Source organism: Riemerella anatipestifer ATCC 11845 = DSM 15868 (assembly GCF_000252855.1).
GTDB classification, from domain to species: domain Bacteria; phylum Bacteroidota; class Bacteroidia; order Flavobacteriales; family Weeksellaceae; genus Riemerella; species Riemerella anatipestifera.
This window is the reverse complement of sequence record NC_017045.1, coordinates 894,048-916,789: the sequence shown is the minus strand read 5'-3', so window position 1 is coordinate 916,789 and position 22,742 is coordinate 894,048. Positions and strand designations below refer to the sequence as shown.

At 35.7% G+C, this 22,742-nt stretch carries 19 protein-coding genes and 1 other RNA gene; 13 read left to right on the top strand and 7 right to left on the bottom strand.

What is annotated here, in order from left to right; genetic code table 11:
* The first annotated feature begins 49 nt into the window (after nt 1–49).
* The 4 genes from RA0C_RS04465 (at nt 50) to trmB (ending at nt 3,366) form a co-directional block, all read left to right on the top strand.
* On the top strand, nt 50–1,060 hold the full coding sequence (locus RA0C_RS04465; RefSeq protein WP_014411257.1) for an AMP-binding protein: 1,011 nt from the start codon (nt 50–52) through the stop codon (nt 1,058–1,060).
* Between the two features lie 48 nt (nt 1,061–1,108).
* Nucleotides 1,109–1,765, top strand: coding sequence for an alpha/beta hydrolase (locus RA0C_RS04460; RefSeq protein ID WP_004918386.1), 657 nt, complete (start codon nt 1,109–1,111; stop codon nt 1,763–1,765).
* Nucleotides 1,766–1,901: 136 nt separating this feature from the next.
* The gene (locus RA0C_RS04455; RefSeq protein WP_004918388.1) at nt 1,902–2,645 is read left to right on the top strand and encodes a hypothetical protein; all 744 of its coding nucleotides are present in this window, start codon (nt 1,902–1,904) and stop codon (nt 2,643–2,645) included.
* A 40-nt stretch (nt 2,646–2,685) separates the two neighbouring features.
* Nucleotides 2,686–3,366: a tRNA (guanosine(46)-N7)-methyltransferase TrmB gene (gene trmB / locus RA0C_RS04450; RefSeq protein WP_004918390.1), complete on the top strand. Its 681-nt coding sequence runs from the start codon at nt 2,686–2,688 to the stop codon at nt 3,364–3,366.
* Between the two features lie 60 nt (nt 3,367–3,426).
* Here the strand turns inward: trmB and pruA are convergent, their stop codons facing one another.
* Nucleotides 3,427–5,052, bottom strand: coding sequence for an L-glutamate gamma-semialdehyde dehydrogenase (gene pruA / locus RA0C_RS04445; RefSeq protein WP_004918392.1), 1,626 nt, complete (start codon nt 5,050–5,052; stop codon nt 3,427–3,429).
* A gap of 469 nt (nt 5,053–5,521) precedes the next feature.
* Between pruA and RA0C_RS04440 the strand changes: the two genes are divergently transcribed.
* The 3 genes from RA0C_RS04440 (at nt 5,522) to RA0C_RS04430 (ending at nt 10,429) form a co-directional block, all read left to right on the top strand.
* On the top strand, nt 5,522–7,288 hold the full coding sequence (locus RA0C_RS04440) for an aminopeptidase P family protein (protein WP_004918394.1): 1,767 nt from the start codon (nt 5,522–5,524) through the stop codon (nt 7,286–7,288).
* Nucleotides 7,289–7,659: 371 nt separating this feature from the next.
* Nucleotides 7,660–8,838, top strand: coding sequence for an acetyl-CoA C-acyltransferase (locus RA0C_RS04435; RefSeq protein ID WP_004918397.1), 1,179 nt, complete (start codon nt 7,660–7,662; stop codon nt 8,836–8,838).
* 112 nt (nt 8,839–8,950) lie between these two features.
* On the top strand, nt 8,951–10,429 hold the full coding sequence (locus RA0C_RS04430; RefSeq protein WP_004918398.1) for an MFS transporter: 1,479 nt from the start codon (nt 8,951–8,953) through the stop codon (nt 10,427–10,429).
* Nucleotides 10,430–10,502: 73 nt separating this feature from the next.
* Here RA0C_RS04430 and RA0C_RS04425 read toward each other — a convergent pair whose 3' ends face one another.
* From RA0C_RS04425 to RA0C_RS04405, 5 genes are read right to left on the bottom strand one after another with little or no spacing between them, the layout of a single operon-like run.
* On the bottom strand, nt 10,503–11,093 hold the full coding sequence (locus tag RA0C_RS04425; protein ID WP_004918401.1) for a hypothetical protein: 591 nt from the start codon (nt 11,091–11,093) through the stop codon (nt 10,503–10,505).
* A gap of 57 nt (nt 11,094–11,150) precedes the next feature.
* Nucleotides 11,151–12,149, bottom strand: a complete 999-nt coding sequence (locus tag RA0C_RS04420; protein WP_004918404.1) for a LuxE/PaaK family acyltransferase — start codon at nt 12,147–12,149, stop codon at nt 11,151–11,153.
* Nucleotides 12,150–12,161: 12 nt separating this feature from the next.
* Entirely contained in the window at nt 12,162–13,055 is an 894-nt protein-coding gene (locus RA0C_RS04415; protein WP_004918407.1) for a ribokinase, read from the bottom strand.
* Nucleotides 13,056–13,070: 15 nt separating this feature from the next.
* On the bottom strand, nt 13,071–13,712 hold the full coding sequence (locus RA0C_RS04410; protein WP_004918409.1) for a DUF4241 domain-containing protein: 642 nt from the start codon (nt 13,710–13,712) through the stop codon (nt 13,071–13,073).
* Nucleotides 13,713–13,717: 5 nt separating this feature from the next.
* Nucleotides 13,718–16,336, bottom strand: coding sequence for a valine--tRNA ligase (locus tag RA0C_RS04405; RefSeq protein ID WP_013446876.1), 2,619 nt, complete (start codon nt 16,334–16,336; stop codon nt 13,718–13,720).
* Between the two features lie 215 nt (nt 16,337–16,551).
* Here RA0C_RS04405 and RA0C_RS04400 point away from each other — a divergent pair, with 215 nt between their 5' ends.
* Nucleotides 16,552–16,923, top strand: coding sequence for a DUF1573 domain-containing protein (locus tag RA0C_RS04400; protein ID WP_004918413.1), 372 nt, complete (start codon nt 16,552–16,554; stop codon nt 16,921–16,923).
* A 65-nt stretch (nt 16,924–16,988) separates the two neighbouring features.
* Here RA0C_RS04400 and rnpB read toward each other — a convergent pair.
* Nucleotides 16,989–17,305: RNase P RNA component class A (rnpB, locus tag RA0C_RS10195), an RNA gene on the bottom strand.
* Nucleotides 17,306–17,441: 136 nt separating this feature from the next.
* Here rnpB and RA0C_RS04395 point away from each other — a divergent pair.
* From RA0C_RS04395 to RA0C_RS04375, 5 genes are read left to right on the top strand one after another with little or no spacing between them, the layout of a single operon-like run.
* Complete coding sequence (locus tag RA0C_RS04395) at nt 17,442–18,023, top strand: DUF4199 domain-containing protein (protein ID WP_013446875.1); 582 nt, start codon at nt 17,442–17,444, stop codon at nt 18,021–18,023.
* A gap of 18 nt (nt 18,024–18,041) precedes the next feature.
* A complete protein-coding gene (locus RA0C_RS04390; RefSeq protein ID WP_013446874.1) occupies nt 18,042–18,992 on the top strand; it encodes a glycosyltransferase family 2 protein in 951 nt (316 codons plus the stop codon).
* An 11-nt stretch (nt 18,993–19,003) separates the two neighbouring features.
* The gene (locus RA0C_RS04385) at nt 19,004–19,708 is read left to right on the top strand and encodes a GIN domain-containing protein (protein ID WP_013446873.1); all 705 of its coding nucleotides are present in this window, start codon (nt 19,004–19,006) and stop codon (nt 19,706–19,708) included.
* A 23-nt stretch (nt 19,709–19,731) separates the two neighbouring features.
* Entirely contained in the window at nt 19,732–21,453 is a 1,722-nt protein-coding gene (locus tag RA0C_RS04380) for a phospho-sugar mutase (protein ID WP_013446872.1), read from the top strand.
* A gap of 23 nt (nt 21,454–21,476) precedes the next feature.
* Entirely contained in the window at nt 21,477–22,730 is a 1,254-nt protein-coding gene (locus tag RA0C_RS04375; protein ID WP_013446871.1) for a pyridoxal phosphate-dependent aminotransferase, read from the top strand.
* Nucleotides 22,731–22,742 lie beyond the last annotated feature (12 nt).

The following is a 22,742-nucleotide window of genomic DNA, read 5'->3' as shown; positions in this document are numbered from 1 at the left end:
AGCATTTGATATTTATAGTTTATTTTTGAGGTAAATTATAAGTACTCCTATGATGTTGATTGACTTTTCTAAAGAGGTAGATTTAAAACAGCTTCAATCTAATACCGATTTTGAATATCAAGTTCTGAATTTTTTAGAAGATTGGTATTCGGAGAAGCCTTGCGTTTCGGTAAAAACATCAGGTTCTACGGGTGTGCCTAAAGTATTTGAGGTAGAAAAGGAAAGAATGAAGGCATCTGCGAATATGACCTGTGATTTTTTAGGTTTGAATAGGTCAAATAAGGCATTACTCTGTTTACCTGTGGAATACATATCAGGCAAAATGATGTTGGTAAGGGCTATGGAACGTGGTTTGAAGTTGTTGATAAAAACGCCTTCCATCAATCCTTTAGAAGATTTAGACGAAGAAGTTGATTTCTGTGCGATGACGCCACTCCAAGTGGAGTATTCTTTGGGAAGGGTAGATTTAATTAAAAAACTAATCATTGGTGGTGCGGCTGTTTCGGAGTCTCTTAAAGCAAAGCTAAAAGGTGTTACATCTCACATCTATGAAACTTACGGAATGAGCGAAACGCTTTCTCACATTGCGTTAAAACAGATAACGCCAAATGAGGAACTCGATTTTAAACCTTTGCAAAATATATTTTTAACTCAAGATGAACGAGGTTGCCTCTGTATTGAGGCGCCTCTTCTTACTTCGGAAAAGCTCACTACTAATGATTTGGTAGAATTAAAAGAGGGAGGAGTTTTTAGCTTTTTGGGTAGAGTGGATAATGTTATCAACTCTGGTGGAGTGAAGATAATCCCAGAGCAATTAGAGGATAAATTAAAGAAAATAATCCCGAATGAGTTGGTATTTACTAGTGTTTCTGATGCTATTTTAGGCGAAAAATTAGTATTGGTAATAGAAGGAAAAGCATCACAAGAAACTCAAAAATTACTTGGCGAGATAGCGTATGATAAGCCCTACCACGCACCAAAAGAGATTGTTTTTTTAGATGAAATTCCTAGAACTCCAAATGGCAAAGTCAATCGTGTGGAGTTGAGGAAGCGATTGTAATGTAAAGGCTAAAGGAGAGGGTGCTCTTAAATTTACAAAACATAAATTATGAGTAAAATTTATATTTTTAGTGGGCTTGGAGCGGATAAAAGAGCGTTTGAAAAAATTGATTTTTCAAATTACGATTATGAGTTTATAGATTGGATTGAACCAAAGGATAGAGAAAGCCTTGAAGATTATGCATTTAGGATTTCAGAGAAAATTATTACAGAAAAACCAGTTTTGATTGGACTTTCATTCGGCGGAATTGTAGCAACAGAAGTGGCTAAACATATTGCAATAGAAAAAGTTATTTTGATTGCATCGGCAAAAACAAAGTTTGAAATTCCAAAATTATATAGATGGTTTGGGAAACTTAAAATTGATAGGTTAATTTCTGAAAGGTTCTTGAGGTATCCAAATGTATTGCTATATTGGGTTTTTGGTGTAGAGAATAATTCTGATAAGATTTTGCTTTCTGAAATTATAAAAGATACAAATCCTAAATTTTTAAAATGGGCGATTAGAGAAATTTTACATTGGAGGAATGTTCAAGTAGGGGATAATACGATACATATTCACGGAACAAAAGACCGAATCCTACCTTATAGAAATATTGATAGCCCAATAAAAGTGAATAATGGAGGTCATTTTATGATTATTAACAAATCTGAACTATTAACACAAATTTTAAAGGTGGAAATTAACAAGAATTTAGAAGTTTAGCTTTCATTTTTAGTAAAAAATTAACTCGTGCTTTAGAGGGTAACGCTTAATTTTGCCGATATTATTTTAGTTGATGTATCGAAGTTTATTATTTTTACTCTTGTTGGTGAGCGTGTGTGTCAAGTCTCAATTTTTTGTGGGAGAAGTTCTTGTGGAAGACCACTCGGAGGTTTATTTAACTCCAATCTATGTTACCAACTTGGAAACTAGAAAGACAGTACTGTGTGATTACAAAGGTGCTTTTAAAATAGCGGCTTCCAAAGGCGATGTCATTAGGTTTACCTCTATTACTACGGATAGAACAGATATCACTATTACCGAAAAACATCTAGTAACCTACAATAATATTGTGGAGCTGAAAATGGCGTATAATGTAATTCCTGAAGTTAAATTGTCTAAATTTAAGCCTAGTGGTATTCTGAAAAACGATGTTATAGCACTAGATGATAAAAAGTCACCGTTGGCTCTCAAGCAAATCATAGGACTTCCAGAATCTAAAGGAGACGGAACACCACCAGAGGCTCCACCTATTGCATTTGTAGGAGGTGGTTTAGGGGGTGGGGTGGTTATTAGTGTAGATGCTATTTATGATGTGATTTCGGGAGATAGAAAAAGAAAACGCCGCTTATATGCCTACGAAAAAATGATGAAAACTACGGCGGCTATCAGAAATTATTATGGGGACGATTATTTTGTTTCTATGAAAATTCCTAAACATATGATAGATGATTTTCTACAATTTGTATATTCTTCGGAGGAGAGTGTTTTTGCTTTAGTACAAAACAATAAGTACGAAGGAGTTAAAGTCTATTTTGAAAAATACTTGCCAATATTCCAAAAGAGAATGAAAAATACCACCATAATGGAAGTCGTTAAATAGACTTTAAAATTGTATTTTTGTATTCGTTAAAAAATAAGTTGTGGGAAAAAATAAATTAGGACGCTTTGCCGAGAATAAAATACTTAAGAATGTATTTCAGCCAACAAGAGAGGAGGCTTTAGAAGGTTATCCTTTGGCAGGACAGTGGCGAGAAAAAGTTTTTAAAAATGATAATCCTATAGTGTTGGAGTTAGGCTGTGGGAAGGGTGAGTATAGTGTAGGCTTGGCAGAAGCATTTCCAAATAAAAATTTTATAGGGGTAGATATTAAAGGAGCGAGGTTTTGGTTTGGTGCTAAGGCAGCTTTGGCTAAAGGGTTAGATAATGTTGTTTTTTTAAGAACCCAGATTGAACTTATTGACCGCTTTTTCACTACAGATGAAATAGACGAAATTTGGATTACCTTTCCAGACCCTCAAATAAAATATCGTAGAACTAAACATAGGCTCACTAATCCTGAATTTTTGGACAGATACCATAAAATACTCAAAAAAGATGGCGTGATTCATTTAAAAACAGATTCTGAGTTTCTACACGGTTATACTTTAGGTTTGTTGCAAGGTCTAGGGCACGAGATAATATCAGCTCATCACGATATTTACGGAGCTCCAGAATACGACCCTGAAACACCACTATTGAGAGACATAAGAACTTATTATGAAGAATTGTTTTCATCAAAAGGTAAAACAATTACTTACATTAAATTCAGATTGAAGAAATAAAATAATAAAAGCTGCCCCATAGAGAGCAGCTTTTGTTTTAGGCTTATGTGTTAAGGTATATTATCCCAAATAAGGATATTTGTAATCTTTAGGAGAAACAAAAGTTTCTTTAACACTTCTTGCAGAAACCCAACGGAGTAGATTCATTTTAGAACCAGCTTTATCGTTAGTTCCTGAAGCTCTACCACCACCGAATGGCTGTTGTCCCACTACGGCTCCTGTAGGCTTGTCGTTGATATAGAAGTTACCAGCAGCGTTTTCTAATGCTTTATAAGCCTCGTCTATCGCATAACGACATTGTGAGAAGATAGCTCCCGTTAATGAATAAGGAGAAGTGCTATCTACTAATTTAAGAGTTTCAGCCCAATCTGCATCTTCGTAAACATAAACGGTAAGGATAGGTCCGAAGATTTCTTCTACCATACTTTCATATTTAGGGTTGGTAGTAAGAATTACAGTTGGGTGAACAAACCAACCTTTGCTGTCATCAGTTTTACCACCTAAGACAACCTCAGCATCATTAGCTTGGTTTGCTCTTTCAATGTAGCCTTTGCATTTTTCAAATGAGTTTTTGTCTATTACGGCGTTTACAAAGTTAGATGGGTCTTCTGGAGAACCTACCTTTACAGTGCTAAGTTGAGCTTCCATTACCGCTTTTACATCATTCCAGATAGATTTAGGAATGTAAGCACGAGAGGCTGCCGAACATTTTTGTCCTTGATATTCAAAAGCACCTCTTACTAGGGCAGTGGCTACGGCTTCTACATTAGCAGATGGGTGAGCAATTACGAAATCTTTACCTCCTGTTTCTCCAACAATTCTTGGGTAAGATTTATAGTTGTGGATATTGTCTCCAATCAGTTTCCACATACCTTGGAATACTTTAGTAGAACCTGTGAAGTGGAGACCTGCAAAATCAGGGTGTGCTAATACTTTTTCTGCTGTTTCTTTTCCGTCAGTGAAAATCATATTGATAACACCGTCTGGTAAACCAGCCTCTTTTAGTACCTCCATAATTACTTTTGCAGAGTAGATTTGTTTGTCCGAAGGTTTCCATACTACTACATTTCCTAGCATTGCCATACAAGTAGGTAGGTTACCAGAAATAGCAGTAAAGTTGAATGGCGTTACGGCAAAGCAGAACCCTTCTAACGGACGGTACTCTGAACGGTTCCAAATCCCATTATCAGAAACAGGTTGTTCGGAGTAAAGTTCTGTCATAAACTCTACATTAAATCTTAAAAAGTCTATAAATTCACACGCAGAGTCTATTTCTGCCTGATGTACATTTTTAGACTGGGCAATCATTGTAGCCGCATTCAGTTTATCTCTGTAAGGACCAGCGATGAGGTCTGCAGCCTTTAAGAAAATAGAGGCTCTTTGCTCCCAACCTAGTGCGTTCCACTTTTCTTTAGCAGCAAGAGCGGTTTCTATAGCCTCATCTACGGTTTTCATATCTCCCTGGTAGTAGAAACCTAAACTATGCTGGTGGTCTTGTGGAGAAAACATTTCTACCTTATGGTCTGTTTTCACCTCTTTTCCGTTGATAATCATTGGGACTTCCACTTTCTCTGCCCACATTTTCTTATAAGTGGCAATTAGAGAGTTTACTTCGTCAGACCCTGGAGCGTAAGCTCTTACGGGCTCGTTGGTTGCAAATGGTACTTGCGAAATAGCTTTTGACATTGTAATATATTTTTTATGTTGAAAACGATTTTCCACAAAGTTACTATAATTAAAATAAACTACCAATTTTGATTCTATTTTGGAAGTAATGCTACTCTAAATAACCAAAGTTTAGTTAAAAATAATTAAGAAATGTTGATTGTCTTCTAGGTAGGTGTCGTTATTTTATTGGTAGTTTTCTTTGTTTTGTTAGTAGTGGTGGGTGTCTTCTAGGTAGGTGTTGTTATTCTATTGGTAGTTTTCTTTGTTTTGTCGGTAGTGGTGGGTATCTTCTAGGTAGGTGTCGTTATTTTATTGGTAGTTTTCTTTGTTTTGTTGGTAGTGGTGGGTGTCTTCTAGGTAGGTGTCATTATTTTATTGGTAGTTTTCTTTTTTTTACTAGTAGTATTTGTTATCTCAAATGGAAGAGGTCTTAATCTTTATTTAAGAAAAGATTTTCTTAACTTTACCTCAAAATTTCAGAAGTGTTATGACAGTTACAGAAAAATTAGGAGCGTTACGCTCTAAAATGGAAGAATATAATATAGATGCATTCGTGGTGTACTCGGCAGACCCACATATGAGTGAGTATCTGCCCGAAGAATGGCAAGAGAGAGTTTGGCTTACAGGGTTTACAGGTTCGGCAGGTTTTGTGGTGGTTACTAAATCTAAAGCGGCGCTTTGGACTGATGGGCGTTACTTCGTACAAGCTCCGCAAGAGTTGGCGGGGTCTGGGATAGAACTAATGAAAGAAGGAGTGGAAGGTACTCCAAACTATATAGATTGGATAGCATCGCAAATTCCACAGAATGGAAAAGTGGCAGTGAATGCTTTGGCTACGGCTCATGCGAATTGGGTGGATTTAGAAAATAAATTAGAACAGCAGCATATTTCTTTGGTCAATCAGCCTTTATTAGAGGAAATATGGACGGATAGAGGGGTGCCTTCAAAAAACGAAGTCTTTGTTCACCCTTTAAAATGGGCAGGGCAATCTGTGCAGGATAAGGTGGCTGCCATTAGACAAAAAATGAAAGAAAAGGAGGCTTCTGTGCATATTATGTCTAGTTTAGACGATGTGGCTTGGACGCTTAATTTGCGAGGTAGCGATGTGGATTGTAATCCTGTTTTTTTAAGCTATTTAGTGATTGGCGAAGCGGAAGCGGTTCTTTTTGTTGATTTGGAAAAACTTAATGACGAAGCTAAAGAACAAATGGAAGTTTCAGGGGTGAAACTAATGCCTTACGAATCTTTCTTTGATTATTTATCGCAATTAAAAAACGAGAAAATATTGGTGTCTCCTAATGCTAATCAAGCCATATATAATGCTTTGGAAGGAAATAGTTTTGTTGTAGCTCATGTACCTGCTAATCTAATGAAAGCGGTTAAAAACAGTACGGAATTAGAAGGTTTTAGAACGGTAATGGTGAGAGATGGAGTGGCGATGGTTAAATTTCTATACTGGCTGAAACATAATGTAGGTAAAGAACCTATGACGGAATATTCCATAGGGAAGAAGTTAAGAGCGTTTCGTGCCGAAGGAGAAAATTTTGTGGGCGAAAGTTTTGGAAGTATTATAGGCTATAAGGGTAATGGAGCGATAGTGCATTACTCTGCAAAAGCAGAAGGAAGTAAAGAAGTTACCAATGAAGGAAGTATTTTAATTGATTCTGGAGGGCAATATTTAGAAGGTACTACTGATATTACGAGAACATTAGCGTTAGGAGCGGTATCTCAATCTTTTATAGATGATTGTACTTTGGCACTCAAGGGAATGATAGATTTGAGTATAGCCAAGTTTCCGAAAGGAACTAGAGGTTTCCATTTAGATACTATTGCGAGGTTGCCACTTTGGCAAAAAGGTAAAGATTATGCTCACGGGACGGGGCATGGTGTGGGGAGCTTTATGAATGTACACGAAGGACCTCAGAATATTAGAAAGGATATGAACCCACAAGAGCTACTTCCTGGTATGGTTTGTTCTAACGAGCCAGGTTTTTATGTAGAAAACGAGTATGGTATTAGACACGAAAATTTAGTAGCGGTAAAAGAGTTGGAGACAACGCCTTATGGCGTATTCTACGGATTTGAAACTCTCACACTTTGTCCGTTTTTTAGAGAAGTTATCAATGTAGAACTACTTACCGAGGAAGAGAAAAATTGGTTGAATACCTATCATAAAACTTGCGAAGAAAAGCTAGGCTCTTATTTAGAAGGAGCTGTTAAAGATTGGTTTTTGGATTTGGTGAAGCCTTTATAAAAGGAATTATTTTGAAATTATTTTAACCCAATAGCCTCCTAAACTATCGTTAGGAGGTTTTTTTTATCTAAAAAAAATAAGAATTTCTAGAGTGTGGTGTGTATTCAAAGGTTTTTGTAGGTAACTGAATTTTTTTCATTGTGTAATTTTTAGGTCAACTAGGACAATATATCATGGATAATAATGAGATGTAGCAGCGTTCAATATATGCGAATGTATAGTTTGTAACCAAAAAATTAATACAATAATATTTGTTATAGAACCTTATATACCTCTATTCAAACATTCAAAATACTAATTTTAATGGTATTTACTTTTAGGGCTATATTTTTTTTCGTACTTTGGCAAAGTAAATTTTAATATGAAATAAAATGAAAGAAGTATTTATAGTATCGGCAGTAAGAACACCGATGGGAAGTTTTTTAGGTTCGTTATCTAATGTACCAGCACCACAATTGGGAGCAACAGCTATTAAGGGAGCTTTAGCTAAAATAAATCTAGACCCTAAAGAAGTTCAGGAAGTTTATATGGGGAATGTATTGCAAGCGGGAGAGGGACAAGCACCCGCTAGGCAAGCGGCTTTGGGAGCAGGGCTTTCTAAAGAAACCCCGTGTACTACTATCAATAAAGTTTGTGCTTCTGGTATGAAAGCCGTGATGATGGCAACACAAGCGATAAAAGCAGGAGATGCTGATGTGGTCGTAGCAGGAGGTATGGAGAATATGAGTTTGGTGCCTCACTATTATAATGCTAGACAAGCCGTAAAGTTAGGTGATGTAAAAATGCAGGACGGAATGGTTTTAGACGGTCTTACCGATGTATATAACAAAGTGCATATGGGCGTATGTGCCGAGAAATGTGCTTCGGAGTACGGTTTTTCTAGGGAAGCTCAAGATAAATTTGCGGTACAATCTTACCAACGAGCAGCCAGTGCTTGGAAAGAAGGTAAGTTCTCAGATGAAATAGTACCAGTGGAAATTCCACAAAGGAAGGGAGAACCAATTCTTTTTACCGAAGACGAAGAATATAAAAATGTGAACTTTGATAGGATACCTACCTTACCAACAGTATTCCAAAGAGAAAATGGTACTGTAACAGCGGCTAACGCTTCTACACTTAATGATGGTGCTTCTGCTCTTATTTTGATGTCTAAAGAAAAAATGGAAGAACTAGGATTAAAACCTTTGGCTAAAATTATAGGTTATGCAGATGCAGCACAAGAGCCAGAATGGTTTACAACAGCACCAGCTAAAGCCTTACCAAAAGCCTTAGATAAAGCAGAGGTTAGTCTGTCGGAGGTAGATTTTTTTGAATTCAACGAAGCGTTTTCTGTGGTAGGTTTGGCAAATAATAAAATTCTTGGTTTAGACGAATCTAAGGTTAATGTAAATGGGGGAGCAGTGGCATTAGGACACCCTCTAGGAAGTTCGGGTTCTAGAATTTTGGTTACACTTATCAATGTACTTAAACAGAATAATGGTAAAATAGGAGCGGCTGCTATTTGTAACGGAGGTGGTGGTGCTTCTGCCTTAGTGATAGAGAATTGCTAGTATTTGCTATTGTTCAAATTAATTATAAAAAACCATTAAGAATAAATCATACGATTTATATCTAAGTTCTTAATGGTTTTGTTATTTTTGCGAGATTAAATTTAGTTATAGTATGTCAAACATAAAGGAAAATCACCCTAGTAAAAATATTAAAAATAATCCTAAAGTAATGAGGGCTTGGGCGGTGTACGACTGGGCTAACTCTGTATATTCTTTAGTGATTACTTCTACTATTTTTCCGATTTATTATAGTATTATTACCACAGCCTACGAAAAAAATGAATATATCAACGAAACAGGACAATGGGTAAAAGTACCTGTAAGAAATAGTATTAAAATATTTGGGGAAAATTATCACCCAGATGCTATTTATGGATATTCGCTTACCATTTCCTTTCTTATCGTGGTTTTCTTATCGCCTATATTGTCCTCTTTGGCGGATACTATTGGTAATAAAAAATCTTTTTTACAGTTTTTTTGCTATCTAGGAGCAACTTCGTGTATGGGCTTAGCGATGTTCGTTAATATGCATACGGTATTCTTAGGACTTCTTTTTAGCATTACTGCTAGTGTAGGATTTTGGGGGAGTTTAGTTTTTTATAACTCATTTCTGCCAGATATTGCCACACCAGATAAGCAAGACGCACTTTCTGCAAGAGGTTATGTATATGGTTATATTGGTTCTGTAATATTAGTGATTATATGCTTACTACTCATTCAAGTTCTTGCTGAAACACCTAAACAAGCTCTTATAATGACACGTGTAAGTTTCTTACTTACAGGAGCGTGGTGGTTTGGTTTTTCATATTATACATTTAAGCATTTGCCGAAGTTTGGGAATGTTAAAGAACAACTGCCTAAAGATTTGGTACTTCTAAATTTAAAGAATGTTTTTAAAAGCCATAAAGAACAAGGTGGTTTCTGGGTGGTTTTTAAAAGTAATATCATATTCTATATAGAGATTGTAAAAGAGAGTTTTAGAGAACTGCATAAAGTTGGGACACAATTATTTAAAACGCCTAATCTTAAGTTTTTCCTTACTAGTTTTTTCTTTTACAGTGTAGGAATGCAGACGATTTTCCTAATGGCGACTTTGTTCGGAAAAAGCGAAATTAACTTGCCTCAAGAAAAACTTATTCTAGTTCTTTTAGTTATTCAGATTGAAGCGATTATGGGAGCTGTATTGTTTTCTAGATTATCTAAAAAAATAGGCAATAAAAATGTGATTTCAATAGCCGTTTTTTTATGGATTGTAGCGTGTGTAGCTGCGTATATGATAGATAAGCATAGCCCTGATGCAGAATATAAATTCTACGGAGTAGCGGGTATTATTGGCTTAGTAATGGGTGGTTTACAAGCAATGTCTCGTTCCACATATTCTAAGCTATTGCCAGAAAATGGTATGGAAAATACAACCTATTTCAGTTTTTATGATGTTTTAGAGAAGGTAGCTATTATTTTAGGAACATTTATTTTTGCGACTCTTATAGAGCATTTTAATAATATGAGATATGCAGCTTTGTCTATGGTTGTTTTCTTTTTCTTGGGGATTGTATTTATAAGATTCTTGAACGAAAAAAAGGTTGGTTAGTATTTAATAAGATACATAATAAAAAAATTGCTCCGTAATTTACGGAGCTTTTTTGTTATAATAAATCTAGATATTAGAAAGTATAAACTTCTGTATTGGTTTCACTTAATACTTCGGTTGCTTCAGCTTTATTAGGCTCTTTGGAAGCATCTAATAACGAAGGATTGCTAGGATAAGTTCCGTTATTGAATGTTAGTGTTTTCCAGCCTTCCCTATCTTGGACAGATAATACCTTCCAGCCATTTTCTTCTTTAGACTGTACCCAGAATGGAGGTGTAGTAACAGTAAACGTGGTAATAGGCTTTAAATCATTTTGTAAAAGCAACACGGTACAACCACCACTACCACAAAAAGAAGAAGAGGTTAGATGTACAAAAATTTCATTCTTGCCATCATTGTTTAAATCTACTTGAGCTAACTTAAACTTTTTGTCTTCTGGTGCAATGGTTTTAGCATCTTCTTTTGTTAAAAAACTATTGTTAAGATAGTCTTTCACTCGAAGCGCTAAAGCTTCATTTGTTTCTGTTGTTAGAGAATCTGCTACAGGAGTTTCTACCGTAGAAATACTATCATTAGCAGGAGTTTCTGTTACTTTGTTTTTATCTGTGTTACAAGAGAATAATACTAATGCCGCAACAGGCAATAAAACATTTTTGATTTTCATAATTGAGTTTAATTTTATTGGTTGGGAAAGTTTCAAAAATAATGCCAAAGTTTGAACCTAAGAAACCAAAAGGCTACAACCTCTAATGTCGGAATGGTCTATTCGCCCCAAAACTTGAAAATAATCAGAACCTTGTAAATGCATTGTTTTACCTAAATCTTGTGTAGCAATAAAGCTACAACTATGGCGGTTGGCTAAATCTATAATGTTAATAGCTCCTGTTCTCCCATTTTCAACATACGACAGCGGGTCTTCTGTATTGCGAATTAAAATCCTCATCCAATGTGGTGTTTGATAAAGATTATCTCCTAATGAGTAGGCCTGAGACAGAAGTTCCGTCATAGAGTATTCCGAGTAAATTCTCTGAGTTTTAAATCCTTTTTTTAGTAGGTGTAGCAGTTCGTCTTTAGTCATTTCCTCTTTTCGTCCTTTCATACCACCAGTTTCTATTATGGTAAGGTGTTGATGATAAGAAAGCTCCCATTTGTTATCCGCTAGAGTGTCCAAAAAATCAAGTAAGGCAAACGAAACTCCAAAGAGAATTACCTTCTTGTTTTGTCGTTGTAAGTCATTAAGAAGTTTGTACAGCTCTTGATGGTTGTATAAAAAATAGCCGTTTTCTTCTTTAGATGAGGTTTTCATCAGAAAATCAACCATATAAACTAAAGATGAGTTTTGGCGTTCTAGATAATTGGGTAGCAATCCTAAAAAAACAAAATCTTCGGGAGTGCCTATAAATTGTTTAAAACTTTTATAAATGCTATGTTGATATAACTCTTCATTCGCAATCCAATGTTTAGATAAATTCATCTGGGTAGTGCCTGAACTTTGGAAATATAAAGAAGGTGTTAATCCTTTTTCTAACACTGTATGATTTTTAAACATTTCTATTGGAAGAAAAGGAATATCTTCTATATGCTCTATTTTTTTAGGATTGATATTGAGAAAATCCACGAATTTCTGATAAATTTCTACCTTTTCATATTGGTACAAAAAGGTTTCTATACAGGCTTCTTTAAAAGCTTTTTCTGTGTTAATATCAAAAATAGAAGGCATCAATAAATGTTTTTAAGCCAAATTAAAATCTTTTAAATAAGGCAATCCTTTTTGCGAACCTCTATGTTGAGATACTTTTAGTGAAACATCGTTGCCAAATTTTACACATTCGTTGATGGGATTTCCGTGACATAGAGCAACAGCAAATCCTGAAGTAAAGGCATCACCCATTCCCATTCTGTAAGCCGCTTCTTCTGGGTCGTTACGGAAATATTTCATTTCAGAACCGTTGTAATATATGGTAGAATTGGTATCATCTCTTACAAAAAGTTTATTAGGCAATTTTTGTAAAACCGCATCTCTGTGGTCATCTCCAAAAAGTGTAGATAAATCGTTGCTTTTGGCGACTATAAAACTAGCATATTCTATTAGTTCTTTGGAAAGTGGTCTTGCGGGAGCCGCATATATGCCAAGTTTAGTGCCGTTTTTTTTGCAAAGCTCTAATACTTTTTCTATAACCGTATCCGTGATTTCTAGTTGAACCAAAACTAAATCAGCGGTTTCAAACAGGTGTTTGGGATTTTCTAGATGTTTAGGACTCAAGGCATAGTTAGCTGATGGGACTACAACAATGGCATTTTTACCTTTAGAAGTGGTAACATATGCCGTACCAGTTTCTATATCAGGGTTTTCTACAACAAATCCTACATTTACATTTTCTTCTACAAGATTTCTTAATATTTGTTGCCCATAAGGATCCATACCTACACATCCTACAAAGTAAACACTAGCTCCTAGTCTTGCAGTTCCCACGGCTTGATTAGCCCCTTTTCCACCGAAGAAATTTTCGGAGGAGTTAGCCATCACTGTTTCTCCCAGCTCAGGATAGTGTTCTGTTTTTAAAACCAAATCCACAGATGAGCTTCCTACTACAAGGATTCTAGGTTGTTCTTTACTAAGTTTCATATTTATTGTAATTTTTTAGTCAACTTGTATTTCTATAAATTCTGAAATAATTTTCACGGGTTGATGGTTTTCATTAAAACCTATATACGAGGCATAAAAACCTTCTCCGTAGCCTGTTTCAAAAGCGATAATATTATTCTTATGATGCTCGTTAGGTATCAAAGAAGCAAATTGGTCTATGGCTCCGTTTTCATCAAAAAAATGAGCGTGGAAAAATTCTTCATAAATACCCATAAAATCATCGCCTTTCTTTTGGAATAATTCTAGCTCTAATTGATTAAGATATTTCTGAGTGTCTTTATCCATAAGGCAGCCCATTCCTGTTTCTACAGGGAATCCAAAGATTTCATCTTCTTTTAAATCTTTAATGTTTTGTCCGTTGCATACGGCAAGTTCCCATTTAGAAACGGTTTCCTCGGAGAATGCAATCTCCGCATAGGCGATGCAGTTACTCGCCTGTTCTTTATGTATTAAAACAGAGAATTCACCTTTTGGAAAAATGAAACTAAAAGGCTCTTTATCAGGGGTTATGAGTGGGTCGCAAGCTACCAATTCTCCAGAGGAAAGGTGTATCATTCCGCCATTGAAAGTTTCTAACAAAGGGCTTTCTACAAATGGCTTAGAAAATAGTTTTGCGATGTTTTTAATGTGATTCATTATTTCTATCCCAATGTTTTTAATTTTTCTTCCAGAAGAGCTATTTTATCTTGAGCATCTTTTTGTTTTTTTCGCTCCATTTCTACCACTTTTTCAGGAGCTCCACTAACGAATTTTTCATTGCTTAGCTTTTTCTCAACCGAAGCTAAAAAGCCTTTAAGGTAAGAAAGTTCCTCCTCTGTTTTCTTCTTCTCTTCTTCTAAATCAAGTGTTTCACTAAGTGGTATAGAAAGCTCTGTAGAACCAACTAAGAAAGAGAAACTTGGTTTGTCTGTTTTTTCATTGAAATAAATATCAGAGACATTAGCAAGCTTCTTTATAAGTGCTTCGTTGCTGTTTTCGAGAGCATTGGTGTAGAGCTCTACGGTTTCTTTAGGAGAAATACCTTTGCTTTGTCTGTAATTTCTCACACCAGAAATCCATTCTTTAGCAATATCAAATTGGTTGATAATATTTACATCAAACTCTGATGCTTCTTTCTGTTGAGCGATGATGAGGGCTTCGTCTGTATTTCTTGAAGTAATGTTTTGCCAAAGTTCCTCGGTTAAGAAAGGCATAAAAGGGTGGAGCAATTTCATCAACTCTTCAAAATAAGCAATGGTTTTGTCGTAAACCTCCTTAGAAATGCCTTCGCCGTAATTTGGTTTAATGGCTTCCAAATACCAAGAACAGAAATCGTCCCAAATTAATTTATAAATAAGATGTAAGGCGTCTGATATTCTGAATTTTTCAAACTGTTCGTTAATCTCTTTTACGGTTTTATCTAATAGATGCCCAAACCATTCTATCGTTTGGTTTTCAACCGCACCAGCAGGTTTATTTTCTTGTTTCCAACCTTGTACCAGACGGAAAGCATTCCATATTTTAGTGGCAAAATTTCGCCCTTGTAACATTAAGTCTTCGTCGAACAGAAGGTCGTTTCCAGCCGCAGAACTCAATAGAATTCCTACTCTTACGCTGTCTGCGCCGTATTTGTCAATCAATTCTATTGGGTCAGGCGAATTGCCTAAAGATTTAGACATTTTGCGTCTTTGTTTATCCCTTACAATCCCTGTGAAATACACATTTTTAAAAGGAACTTTACCTCTCCATTCCAATCCTGCCATAATCATTCTGGCTACCCAAAAGAAAATAATGTCTGGACCTGTAACGAGGTCGGTGGTAGGATAATAATAGTTGATCTCTTTACTGTTAGGGTTTAATAATCCGTCAAATACAGACATTGGCCACAGCCAAGAAGAGAACCAAGTGTCTAAAGCGTCTTCGTCTTGTTTTAAGTCGGCAAGGCCTAGGTTTGGATTTTGAGCTTTTTCTCTTGCTAATTCCAATGCTTTTTCAGCGTTTTCCGCCACTACAAAATCGTTTTCGCCTTCTCCGTAGTAGTAGGCAGGGATTTGTTGTCCCCACCAAAGCTGACGAGAGATGTTCCAATCTCGGATGTTTTCCATCCAATATTTATAGGTGTTTTTAAATTTATCAGGATAGAATTTAATCTCATCGTTCATTACCACCTCTAAAGCGGGTTTTGCAATTTCGGACATTTTTAAGAACCATTGTTGAGAGATTTTAGGCTCTATCACCGCTCCTGTTCTTTCGGAAGTTCCCACCTTGTTTACATAGTCTTCCGCCTTGGCGAGGAGACCTTTCTCTTCTAACTCTTTTGCAATTTCTTTACGAACCACGAAACGGTCTTTCCCTTCGTAGTGCATTCCGTGATGATTTAGTTTGCCATCATCATCAATAGCATCAATGATTTGAAGCTGATGTTTTTGACCAATTTCGTAATCATTAACATCATGGGCAGGCGTTATTTTTAAAGTTCCTGTTCCGAATTCAATATCTACATATTCATCGGCAATAATTGGCACTGAACGATTGACGATAGGCACGATAACGGTCTTGCCGATAAGTTTTTGGTAGCGTTCGTCGTTAGGGTTTACGCATACGGCTACATCACCGAAAATAGTTTCAGGACGCGTGGTAGCCACGGTAAGAAAATCTTGTGTTCCCTCAATCTGATATTTTAAGTGATAGAGTTTTCCGTTTTGCTCTTTAAAGATAACTTCCTCATCGGAAATGTTGGTTTTGGCTTCTGGGTCCCAGTTAACCATACGGTAACCTCTGTAGATAAGCCCTTTGTTATATAAATCTACAAAAGATTTTATCACTTGTTCGGAGAGTTTATCCTCCATCGTAAAGCGGGTTCTATCCCAATCACAAGAACAGCCTAATTTTTTTAGTTGTTCTAAAATTGTTCCACCATATTTATGCGTCCATTCCCAAGCGTGTTTCAGAAATTCTTCACGAGAAATATCCGATTTGTTAATGCCTTCTGCTTTAAGTTTAGCCACCACTTTAGCTTCCGTAGCAATAGAGGCGTGGTCGGTTCCTGGTACCCAACAAGCATTGTAACCTCTCATTCTTGCTCGTCTAATCAACACATCTTGAATGGTGTTATTCAGCATATGCCCCATGTGCAAAATTCCCGTTACATTAGGCGGTGGAATTACAATGGTGTAGGGTGGTTTATGATTAGGTTCAGAATGAAAATATTTGTTTTCTAACCAGTAGTTGTACCATTTTTGTTCGGTAGAGGAAGGGGTATATTTCTCTGAAATCTGCATATTTTTATGTCTATTTATAATCGTTATTTTTGCTTTGTTCTGCAAAAATAAGATAAAGATAGTAAGGAAGCTAACTTTTCGATACAAATTTGTAGGGACAAATTTTAAGTGGAAAATAAATTGTAGTTTGGCGTGTAATTTGTAGTTAAAGAATAGAAAATAGCTAAAGTTGAAAAATAATTTTAACTTTGCATAACTTTAAAAGTATAAGAATTATGAAAAAGATTTTAACAGGGCTAGTTTTAGCGGTAGGTTTTATGGCTTCTGCCCAAACTATTAGCTTCGATAAAACAACAGTAGATTATGGTAAAGTAGAAAAAGGTTCAGAAGGACACCGCTATTTTACAGTAACTAATACAGGTGATAAACCTTTAGTAATTAGTAATGTAAAAGCATCTTGTGGGTGTACAACTCCAGAATGGGACAAAACGCCTATTTTACCAGGTAAAACTTCTAAAATTAAAGTAGGTTATAACACTAATTTAGTAAATCCATTCAAGAAGCTTATAGAAGTTTTCTCTAACGACCCTAAAGCTAACAGAAGTGTTATTTGGATTCAGGGAGAGGTAGTGGAAACGAGTAAATAGAAATATTTAGTATCAAAATGAATAAAAAAATCCGCTTTTTAAAAGAGCGGATTTTTGTTTTGAAAAAAATAACAAAGGCTATAAGCTGGATTCTGTATTCTAAACAAATTTAGAACGCTTGTTATTTATCTACGCTTAATATTGCTATTAAGCTTTAGCTGCTTACCCCTCGGCATTGGACGAGCTACCCTTAGTTGCCGATATACTTAGCATTGCACCGCATAGAGTTTACCTGATTTCACTACAGCCGTACTGTACTTGCTTTCTGTTGCACTAGTCCTCACATCACTGTGGACGGCGGTTAGCCGCTATGCTGCTCTATGGTGTCCAGACTTTCCTCTTTGTTTAGTTGAAAAAACAAAGCAACAAGCCGCCTTTGTTATTGTCTGCAAAGATAGAGAAATATTTAGAAGAAGACTTACCTAGTTAAATTAGAAATGCAAGAGAATAAGCGAAAGTTTCTCAAAAATAATCCGTAATTTTACCAGTTCAAAATTGTAATTTAAACTAAGTAATAGATGGGTAAAAGTACAATCAATAACGGATTAGCGATGAGTGTGGCAATCCTATTGGTGTTTTTTGTAGTGTATTTTTTCTTTATGGATGTTAATTATTTTCACACTACGATGATAGCTAATTCTTTCGTTCTACCTCTTATTTTTGGTGTTGGGGCGTTTATTTCTGTTTATTCATACAAGAAAGAAAAAGTTAGGCTTACCTTTAAGGAAGCTTTTGGAAAAGCATTTGCTCCGATGTTTTTGGCAGGGTTTTTATCTATTTCCAGTATTTTTGTATTTATAAGTTACGTTGATAAAGATGTTAAATCGCTTTTAAATCATCAGTATATAGAGAGTTTTAGAGCTTCTTTGGAAGAAGAATATACCAAAGCGAAACAAATTACCAAACCCAATACAGAAGAAGCAAAGGAACTAGAACAAAAATATGAAGAAGGCAAAAAGCGAATTGAAGAGAAAGTAAAGAAAAAAGAAGATATGTTTTCTTTATACCATTTCTCTTTGGTGTTTGCAGGATATTGTGCTTTCTTTTTGATATTGTCTGTTTTCTTTGGAAGTTTCTTTAGAAGCAAAACGGTTTATTAACTTATTTTTTTAGAAAAAATGGATTTATCTATTGTTATACCTCTTCTTAATGAGGAACAATCTTTAGAAGAACTTTATAATAGGATAGAAAATGTCTGCAGTGAGGCTGGTTTATCTTACGAAATTTGGTTTGTAGACGATGGGAGTACTGATAGCTCTTGGGGGACAATAATGTTTCTTAAAAATAGAAATCCTAATATACAAGGGATTAAATTTTCTAGAAACTATGGGAAGTCTCAAGCACTTCATGCGGCTTTCGCGAGGGTGAAAGGAGAAGTGGTAATTACTATGGATGCGGATTTACAAGATTTTCCGGAAGAGATACCAGCTTTATATCATAAGGTGGTTAATGAAGGTTATGATATTGTGAGTGGCTGGAAAAAGAAACGCTACGATAATGTAATGACCAAAAATATTCCATCTAAACTATTCAATGCAGCAGCGAGAAAGGTTTCAGGGGTATTTTTACACGATTTTAACTGCGGACTTAAAGCGTACCGAAAGCAAGTGGTGAAGTCCATAGATGTGTATGGAGATATGCATAGATATATCCCTGTACTAGCGGCTAATGCAGGTTTTAGGAAAATTACAGAGAAAGAAGTACAACACCAGGCAAGACCTTACGGAAGTTCAAAATTTGGCACAGAAAGATTTATAAGAGGTTTCTTGGATTTGGTAACACTTTGGTTTGTAAGTAGATTTGGAGGTAGACCAATGCATTTCTTTGGAGCGGTAGGTACACTGATGTTTATTATTGGTTTTTTATCGTCCCTTTGGCTAGGTGTGTCTAAACTAATAGATATCTCCAAAGGTGTTTATGGGCATTTAATAGCTGATAATCCTTGGTTTTATATAGCTTTAACGATGATGATAATGGGGACTTTACTCTTTATAGCAGGTTTTTTAGGAGAACTGATTATCAGGACTAATAGAGAACATAAAAATTATCACATAGAAGAAATTATTTAATTGTGAGTAAGATGAAACATTATATTTATCTTTTGGTATCAGTATTCTTATGGAGTTCTTGTGGAAAGGTAACTCCAGAAGGTGAGATAAAATCTGAAGACACTCCTTTGGAAGTCTTTAATAAACTTGAGCTAGAAGGTAAATACAGGTTGTTTTTCACTCAAGGAGAGGAGAACTTTGTTAATGTAGAAACTTATCCTAATCTTATTAGCAATTTAAAAATTAAAGTTGAAGACAGTACACTCAAAATCATTGAGAAAAGACCTACTGGAAATGTAGATTTTTACACAGTAACGGTTTACTCCAAAACACCATTGAAACAGATAAGTATTTCTGACTCTGTGGAAATGAATGTTTCTGGAGATATTAAAACGCCTACTTTGAAAATCAATCTAAAGAATCAGGGGAAATTTATAGGTGCAATAAAGGCTTCTAAAGCAGAAGTGCAAATGACGGAGAAATCAAGAGCTAATTTTTCAGGCGTTACTAAAGAGGCTGTGCTTAAAATCTCGGATACAGCGAGTATTATAGCTCCTTATTGGACGGTAGATTATTTTGATATTCAGTCTAAAAATGGGAACTATGCAGAAATCAATACTAAAGAAGAAATTTCTGGAAAGGTAGAAAATACAGCTAAGTTGGTCTATTACGGAAATCCAATAAGAAAGCTCAAAATAGATAAAGACACAAAAGTAGAAAATAAAGAAAAACCTTAATTTTAACATAAAAATATAAAGATATGAATACAGTGGATAAAGCTAAACTTTGGCTTACAGAGGCATTTGATGAAGAAACTAGACAGACTGTAAAACAATTGATAGATACTAACTCACCAGAGTTAGAAGATGCATTTTATAAAAACTTGGAGTTTGGTACAGGTGGAATGCGTGGCATTATGGGCGTTGGAACTAATAGACTTAACAAATATACTTTAGGACAAGCAACACAGGGTCTTGCTAACTATTTGCATCAGCAGTTCCCTAACCAAGAGATAAAGGTAGCCATAGCGTATGATGTAAGAAATAACTCTAAAGAATTTGGTAAAATAGTAGCAGATGTACTTACTGCTAATGGGATTAAAGTATTGTTGTTTAAGGAACACCGTCCTACACCAGAGCTTTCGTTTACGGTGAGAGATAAAAAATGTAACGCAGGTATTGTGCTTACCGCTTCACACAATCCACCAGAGTACAATGGGTATAAAGTATATTGGAACGATGGAGCTCAGATAGTACCACCTAATGATGCAGAAATCATCAATGAAGTACTTAATACTAAATATGAAGACATCAACTTTAATGGTAATGATAGCCTTATAGAATGGGTAGGAGAGGAGCAAGATGAAGTTTATATAAGAACATGTATAGAGAACTCTCTTTATCAAGAAGATAAGTTGGGGTATGATAATCTTAATATTGTATTTACCTCTATTCATGGGACTACTTACACTACCATTCCACAGGCTTTAGCAAAGGCAGGTTTTACCAAGGTAGATTTAGTAAAAGAACAAATGATTCCTAGCGGAAACTTCCCTACGGTAGAAAGTCCAAATCCCGAAGAGCCAGCGGCACTAACTATGGCAATGGATTTAGCAAAGGTTACCAATGCAGACATTGTAATAGGTACAGACCCAGACGGAGATAGATTAGGGATAGCGGTAAGAAATTTAGATGGAGAAATGCAACTCCTCAATGGTAATCAGACTAATATGATTCTTACAGACTATATTTTGTCTCAATGGCAAAAACAAGGTCGTATCACAGGTACAGAGTTTATAGGTTCTACCATTGTAACTTCTGATGTGTTTTTTGATTTGGCAAAATCCTATGGAGTTGAATGTAAGGTGGGACTTACAGGCTTTAAATGGATAGGTAAAATGATAAGAGAAGTAGAAGGTAATCAGAAATTTATCTGTGGAGGAGAGGAAAGCTTTGGCTTTATGACGGGAGATTTTGTGAGAGATAAAGACTCTTGTGGTTCTATATTATTGGCTTGTGAAGTAGCAGCGTGGTGTAAGGCTCAAGGTAAAACGATGTATCAGTATATGATAGAAATCTACCAAAGATTAGGTCTTTATCAAGAGGCTCTTGTAAATGTGGTGAAAAAGGGTAAAGAAGGTGCGGAGCAAATCAAAAAAATGATGACAGATTTTAGAAATAATCCTGTAACCTTGTTGGCGGGTTCTAAAGTGGTTTTGGTTAAAGATTATCAAGAGCAAACCGCTTGGAATTTGAACAAAAACGAAAAACGACCAATGACGGATATTCCTAAGTCTAATGTGCTTATTTACTATACAGAAGATGGCACAAAGGTAGCGATAAGACCTTCGGGAACAGAACCTAAAATTAAATTCTATTTTAGTGCATTAGACAAAATAGAGTCAGAAAAAGATTTCAAATCTAAGATAGAAACTCTTAATGCGAAAATAGAAGTTATCAAAAAAGATTTAGGTCTAGTATAAACTGTTAAAATATATAAATTCTTATGAAAGTATCTCGTTTGGCAACTAATTTAGTGGCGTCAGAAATAGTAAAAATAGGAAATGAGGTTAATGAACTCAAAGCTAAGGGAGCTCAAATCGCCAATCTTACTATAGGGGATTTGAACGCTGATATTTATCCTATCCCTTCTCTTCTAAAAGAAGAAATACAAAAGGCTTACGAAAACAATTTAACTAACTATCCTCCAGCCAGTGGTTTATTAAATCTTAGGGAAACTATTTCTTTGGATTTAAAGAAGCGTTATCAGTTGGATTACTCACCAGAAGAAATATTGATAGCAGGTGGTTCGCGTCCACTTATTTATACAGCTTATATGAGTGTTGTAGACCCTGGAGATAAGGTGGTTTACCCTACTCCCTCTTGGAATAACAACCATTATTCCTATCTAACTTCTGCAGAAAAGGTGGAAGTAGAAACTAGAAAAGAAAATAACTTTTTGCCTACCGCAGAAGAGCTCAAACCTCACTTAGAAGGAGCTGTATTATTAGCGCTCTGTTCTCCTTCAAACCCTACAGGGACTATGTTTACCGAGCAACAGCTTAGAGAAATCTGTGAGGTAGTAGTTGCTGAAAATAAAAAAAGAGGAGAAAACGAAAAACCATTGTATCTACTATACGATCAGATTTATGCAATGTTATTTTTTGGGCAAAAGCACTTTAATCCTGTAAGTCTAGTGCCAGAAATGAAAGATTATACCATATTTATAGATGGTTCATCTAAATGTTTTGCAGCTACAGGAGTAAGGGTAGGTTGGGGGTTTGGACCTTCAACAATAGTTGATAAGATGAAGACTTTCTTAACTCACATCGGAGCATGGGCACCTAAACCAGAGCAGGAAGCTACATCTAAGTTTTTATCTAAAATGGGTGAAGTAGATGCTTATGTAAACGATTTTAAAGGTAAAATACAGTTAAGTCTAAATACTTTGCATCAAGGTATTCAGGAGCTTAAAAATAAGGGTTTTGCGGTAGATAGTATAGAGCCTATGGGAGCATTGTATCTTACTATTAAGATGGATTATGTAGGGAAGACTACTCCAGATGGAGAGGTATTGAAGGATACCACAGATGTCGTATTTTACCTTATCCGAGAGGCAGGTATGGCGTTAGTGCCATTTTCAGCATTTGGTAATTCTAGAGAGATGCCTTGGTTTAGAGCTTCTGTGGGAGGTTGTTCTTTGGAGGATATTAAAAATATGTTACCTATATTAGAAGGAGCTTTGTCGAAGCTTAAATAATATAAACTTGAA

Coding starts and splice junctions, on each gene's coding strand:
- RA0C_RS04465 (WP_014411257.1), top strand. CDS start 50: ATGATGTTGATTGACTTTTCTAAAGAGGTAGATTTAAAACAGCTTCAA.
- RA0C_RS04460 (WP_004918386.1), top strand. CDS start 1,109: ATGAGTAAAATTTATATTTTTAGTGGGCTTGGAGCGGATAAAAGAGCG.
- pruA (WP_004918392.1), bottom strand. CDS start 5,052: ATGTCAAAAGCTATTTCGCAAGTACCATTTGCAACCAACGAGCCCGTA.
- RA0C_RS04440 (WP_004918394.1), top strand. CDS start 5,522: ATGACAGTTACAGAAAAATTAGGAGCGTTACGCTCTAAAATGGAAGAA.
- RA0C_RS04435 (WP_004918397.1), top strand. CDS start 7,660: ATGAAAGAAGTATTTATAGTATCGGCAGTAAGAACACCGATGGGAAGT.
- RA0C_RS04430 (WP_004918398.1), top strand. CDS start 8,951: ATGTCAAACATAAAGGAAAATCACCCTAGTAAAAATATTAAAAATAAT.
- RA0C_RS04425 (WP_004918401.1), bottom strand. CDS start 11,093: ATGAAAATCAAAAATGTTTTATTGCCTGTTGCGGCATTAGTATTATTC.
- RA0C_RS04420 (WP_004918404.1), bottom strand. CDS start 12,149: ATGCCTTCTATTTTTGATATTAACACAGAAAAAGCTTTTAAAGAAGCC.
- RA0C_RS04415 (WP_004918407.1), bottom strand. CDS start 13,055: ATGAAACTTAGTAAAGAACAACCTAGAATCCTTGTAGTAGGAAGCTCA.
- RA0C_RS04410 (WP_004918409.1), bottom strand. CDS start 13,712: ATGAATCACATTAAAAACATCGCAAAACTATTTTCTAAGCCATTTGTA.
- RA0C_RS04405 (WP_013446876.1), bottom strand. CDS start 16,336: ATGCAGATTTCAGAGAAATATACCCCTTCCTCTACCGAACAAAAATGG.
- RA0C_RS04400 (WP_004918413.1), top strand. CDS start 16,552: ATGAAAAAGATTTTAACAGGGCTAGTTTTAGCGGTAGGTTTTATGGCT.
- RA0C_RS04395 (WP_013446875.1), top strand. CDS start 17,442: ATGGGTAAAAGTACAATCAATAACGGATTAGCGATGAGTGTGGCAATC.
- RA0C_RS04390 (WP_013446874.1), top strand. CDS start 18,042: ATGGATTTATCTATTGTTATACCTCTTCTTAATGAGGAACAATCTTTA.
- RA0C_RS04385 (WP_013446873.1), top strand. CDS start 19,004: ATGAAACATTATATTTATCTTTTGGTATCAGTATTCTTATGGAGTTCT.
- RA0C_RS04380 (WP_013446872.1), top strand. CDS start 19,732: ATGAATACAGTGGATAAAGCTAAACTTTGGCTTACAGAGGCATTTGAT.
- RA0C_RS04375 (WP_013446871.1), top strand. CDS start 21,477: ATGAAAGTATCTCGTTTGGCAACTAATTTAGTGGCGTCAGAAATAGTA.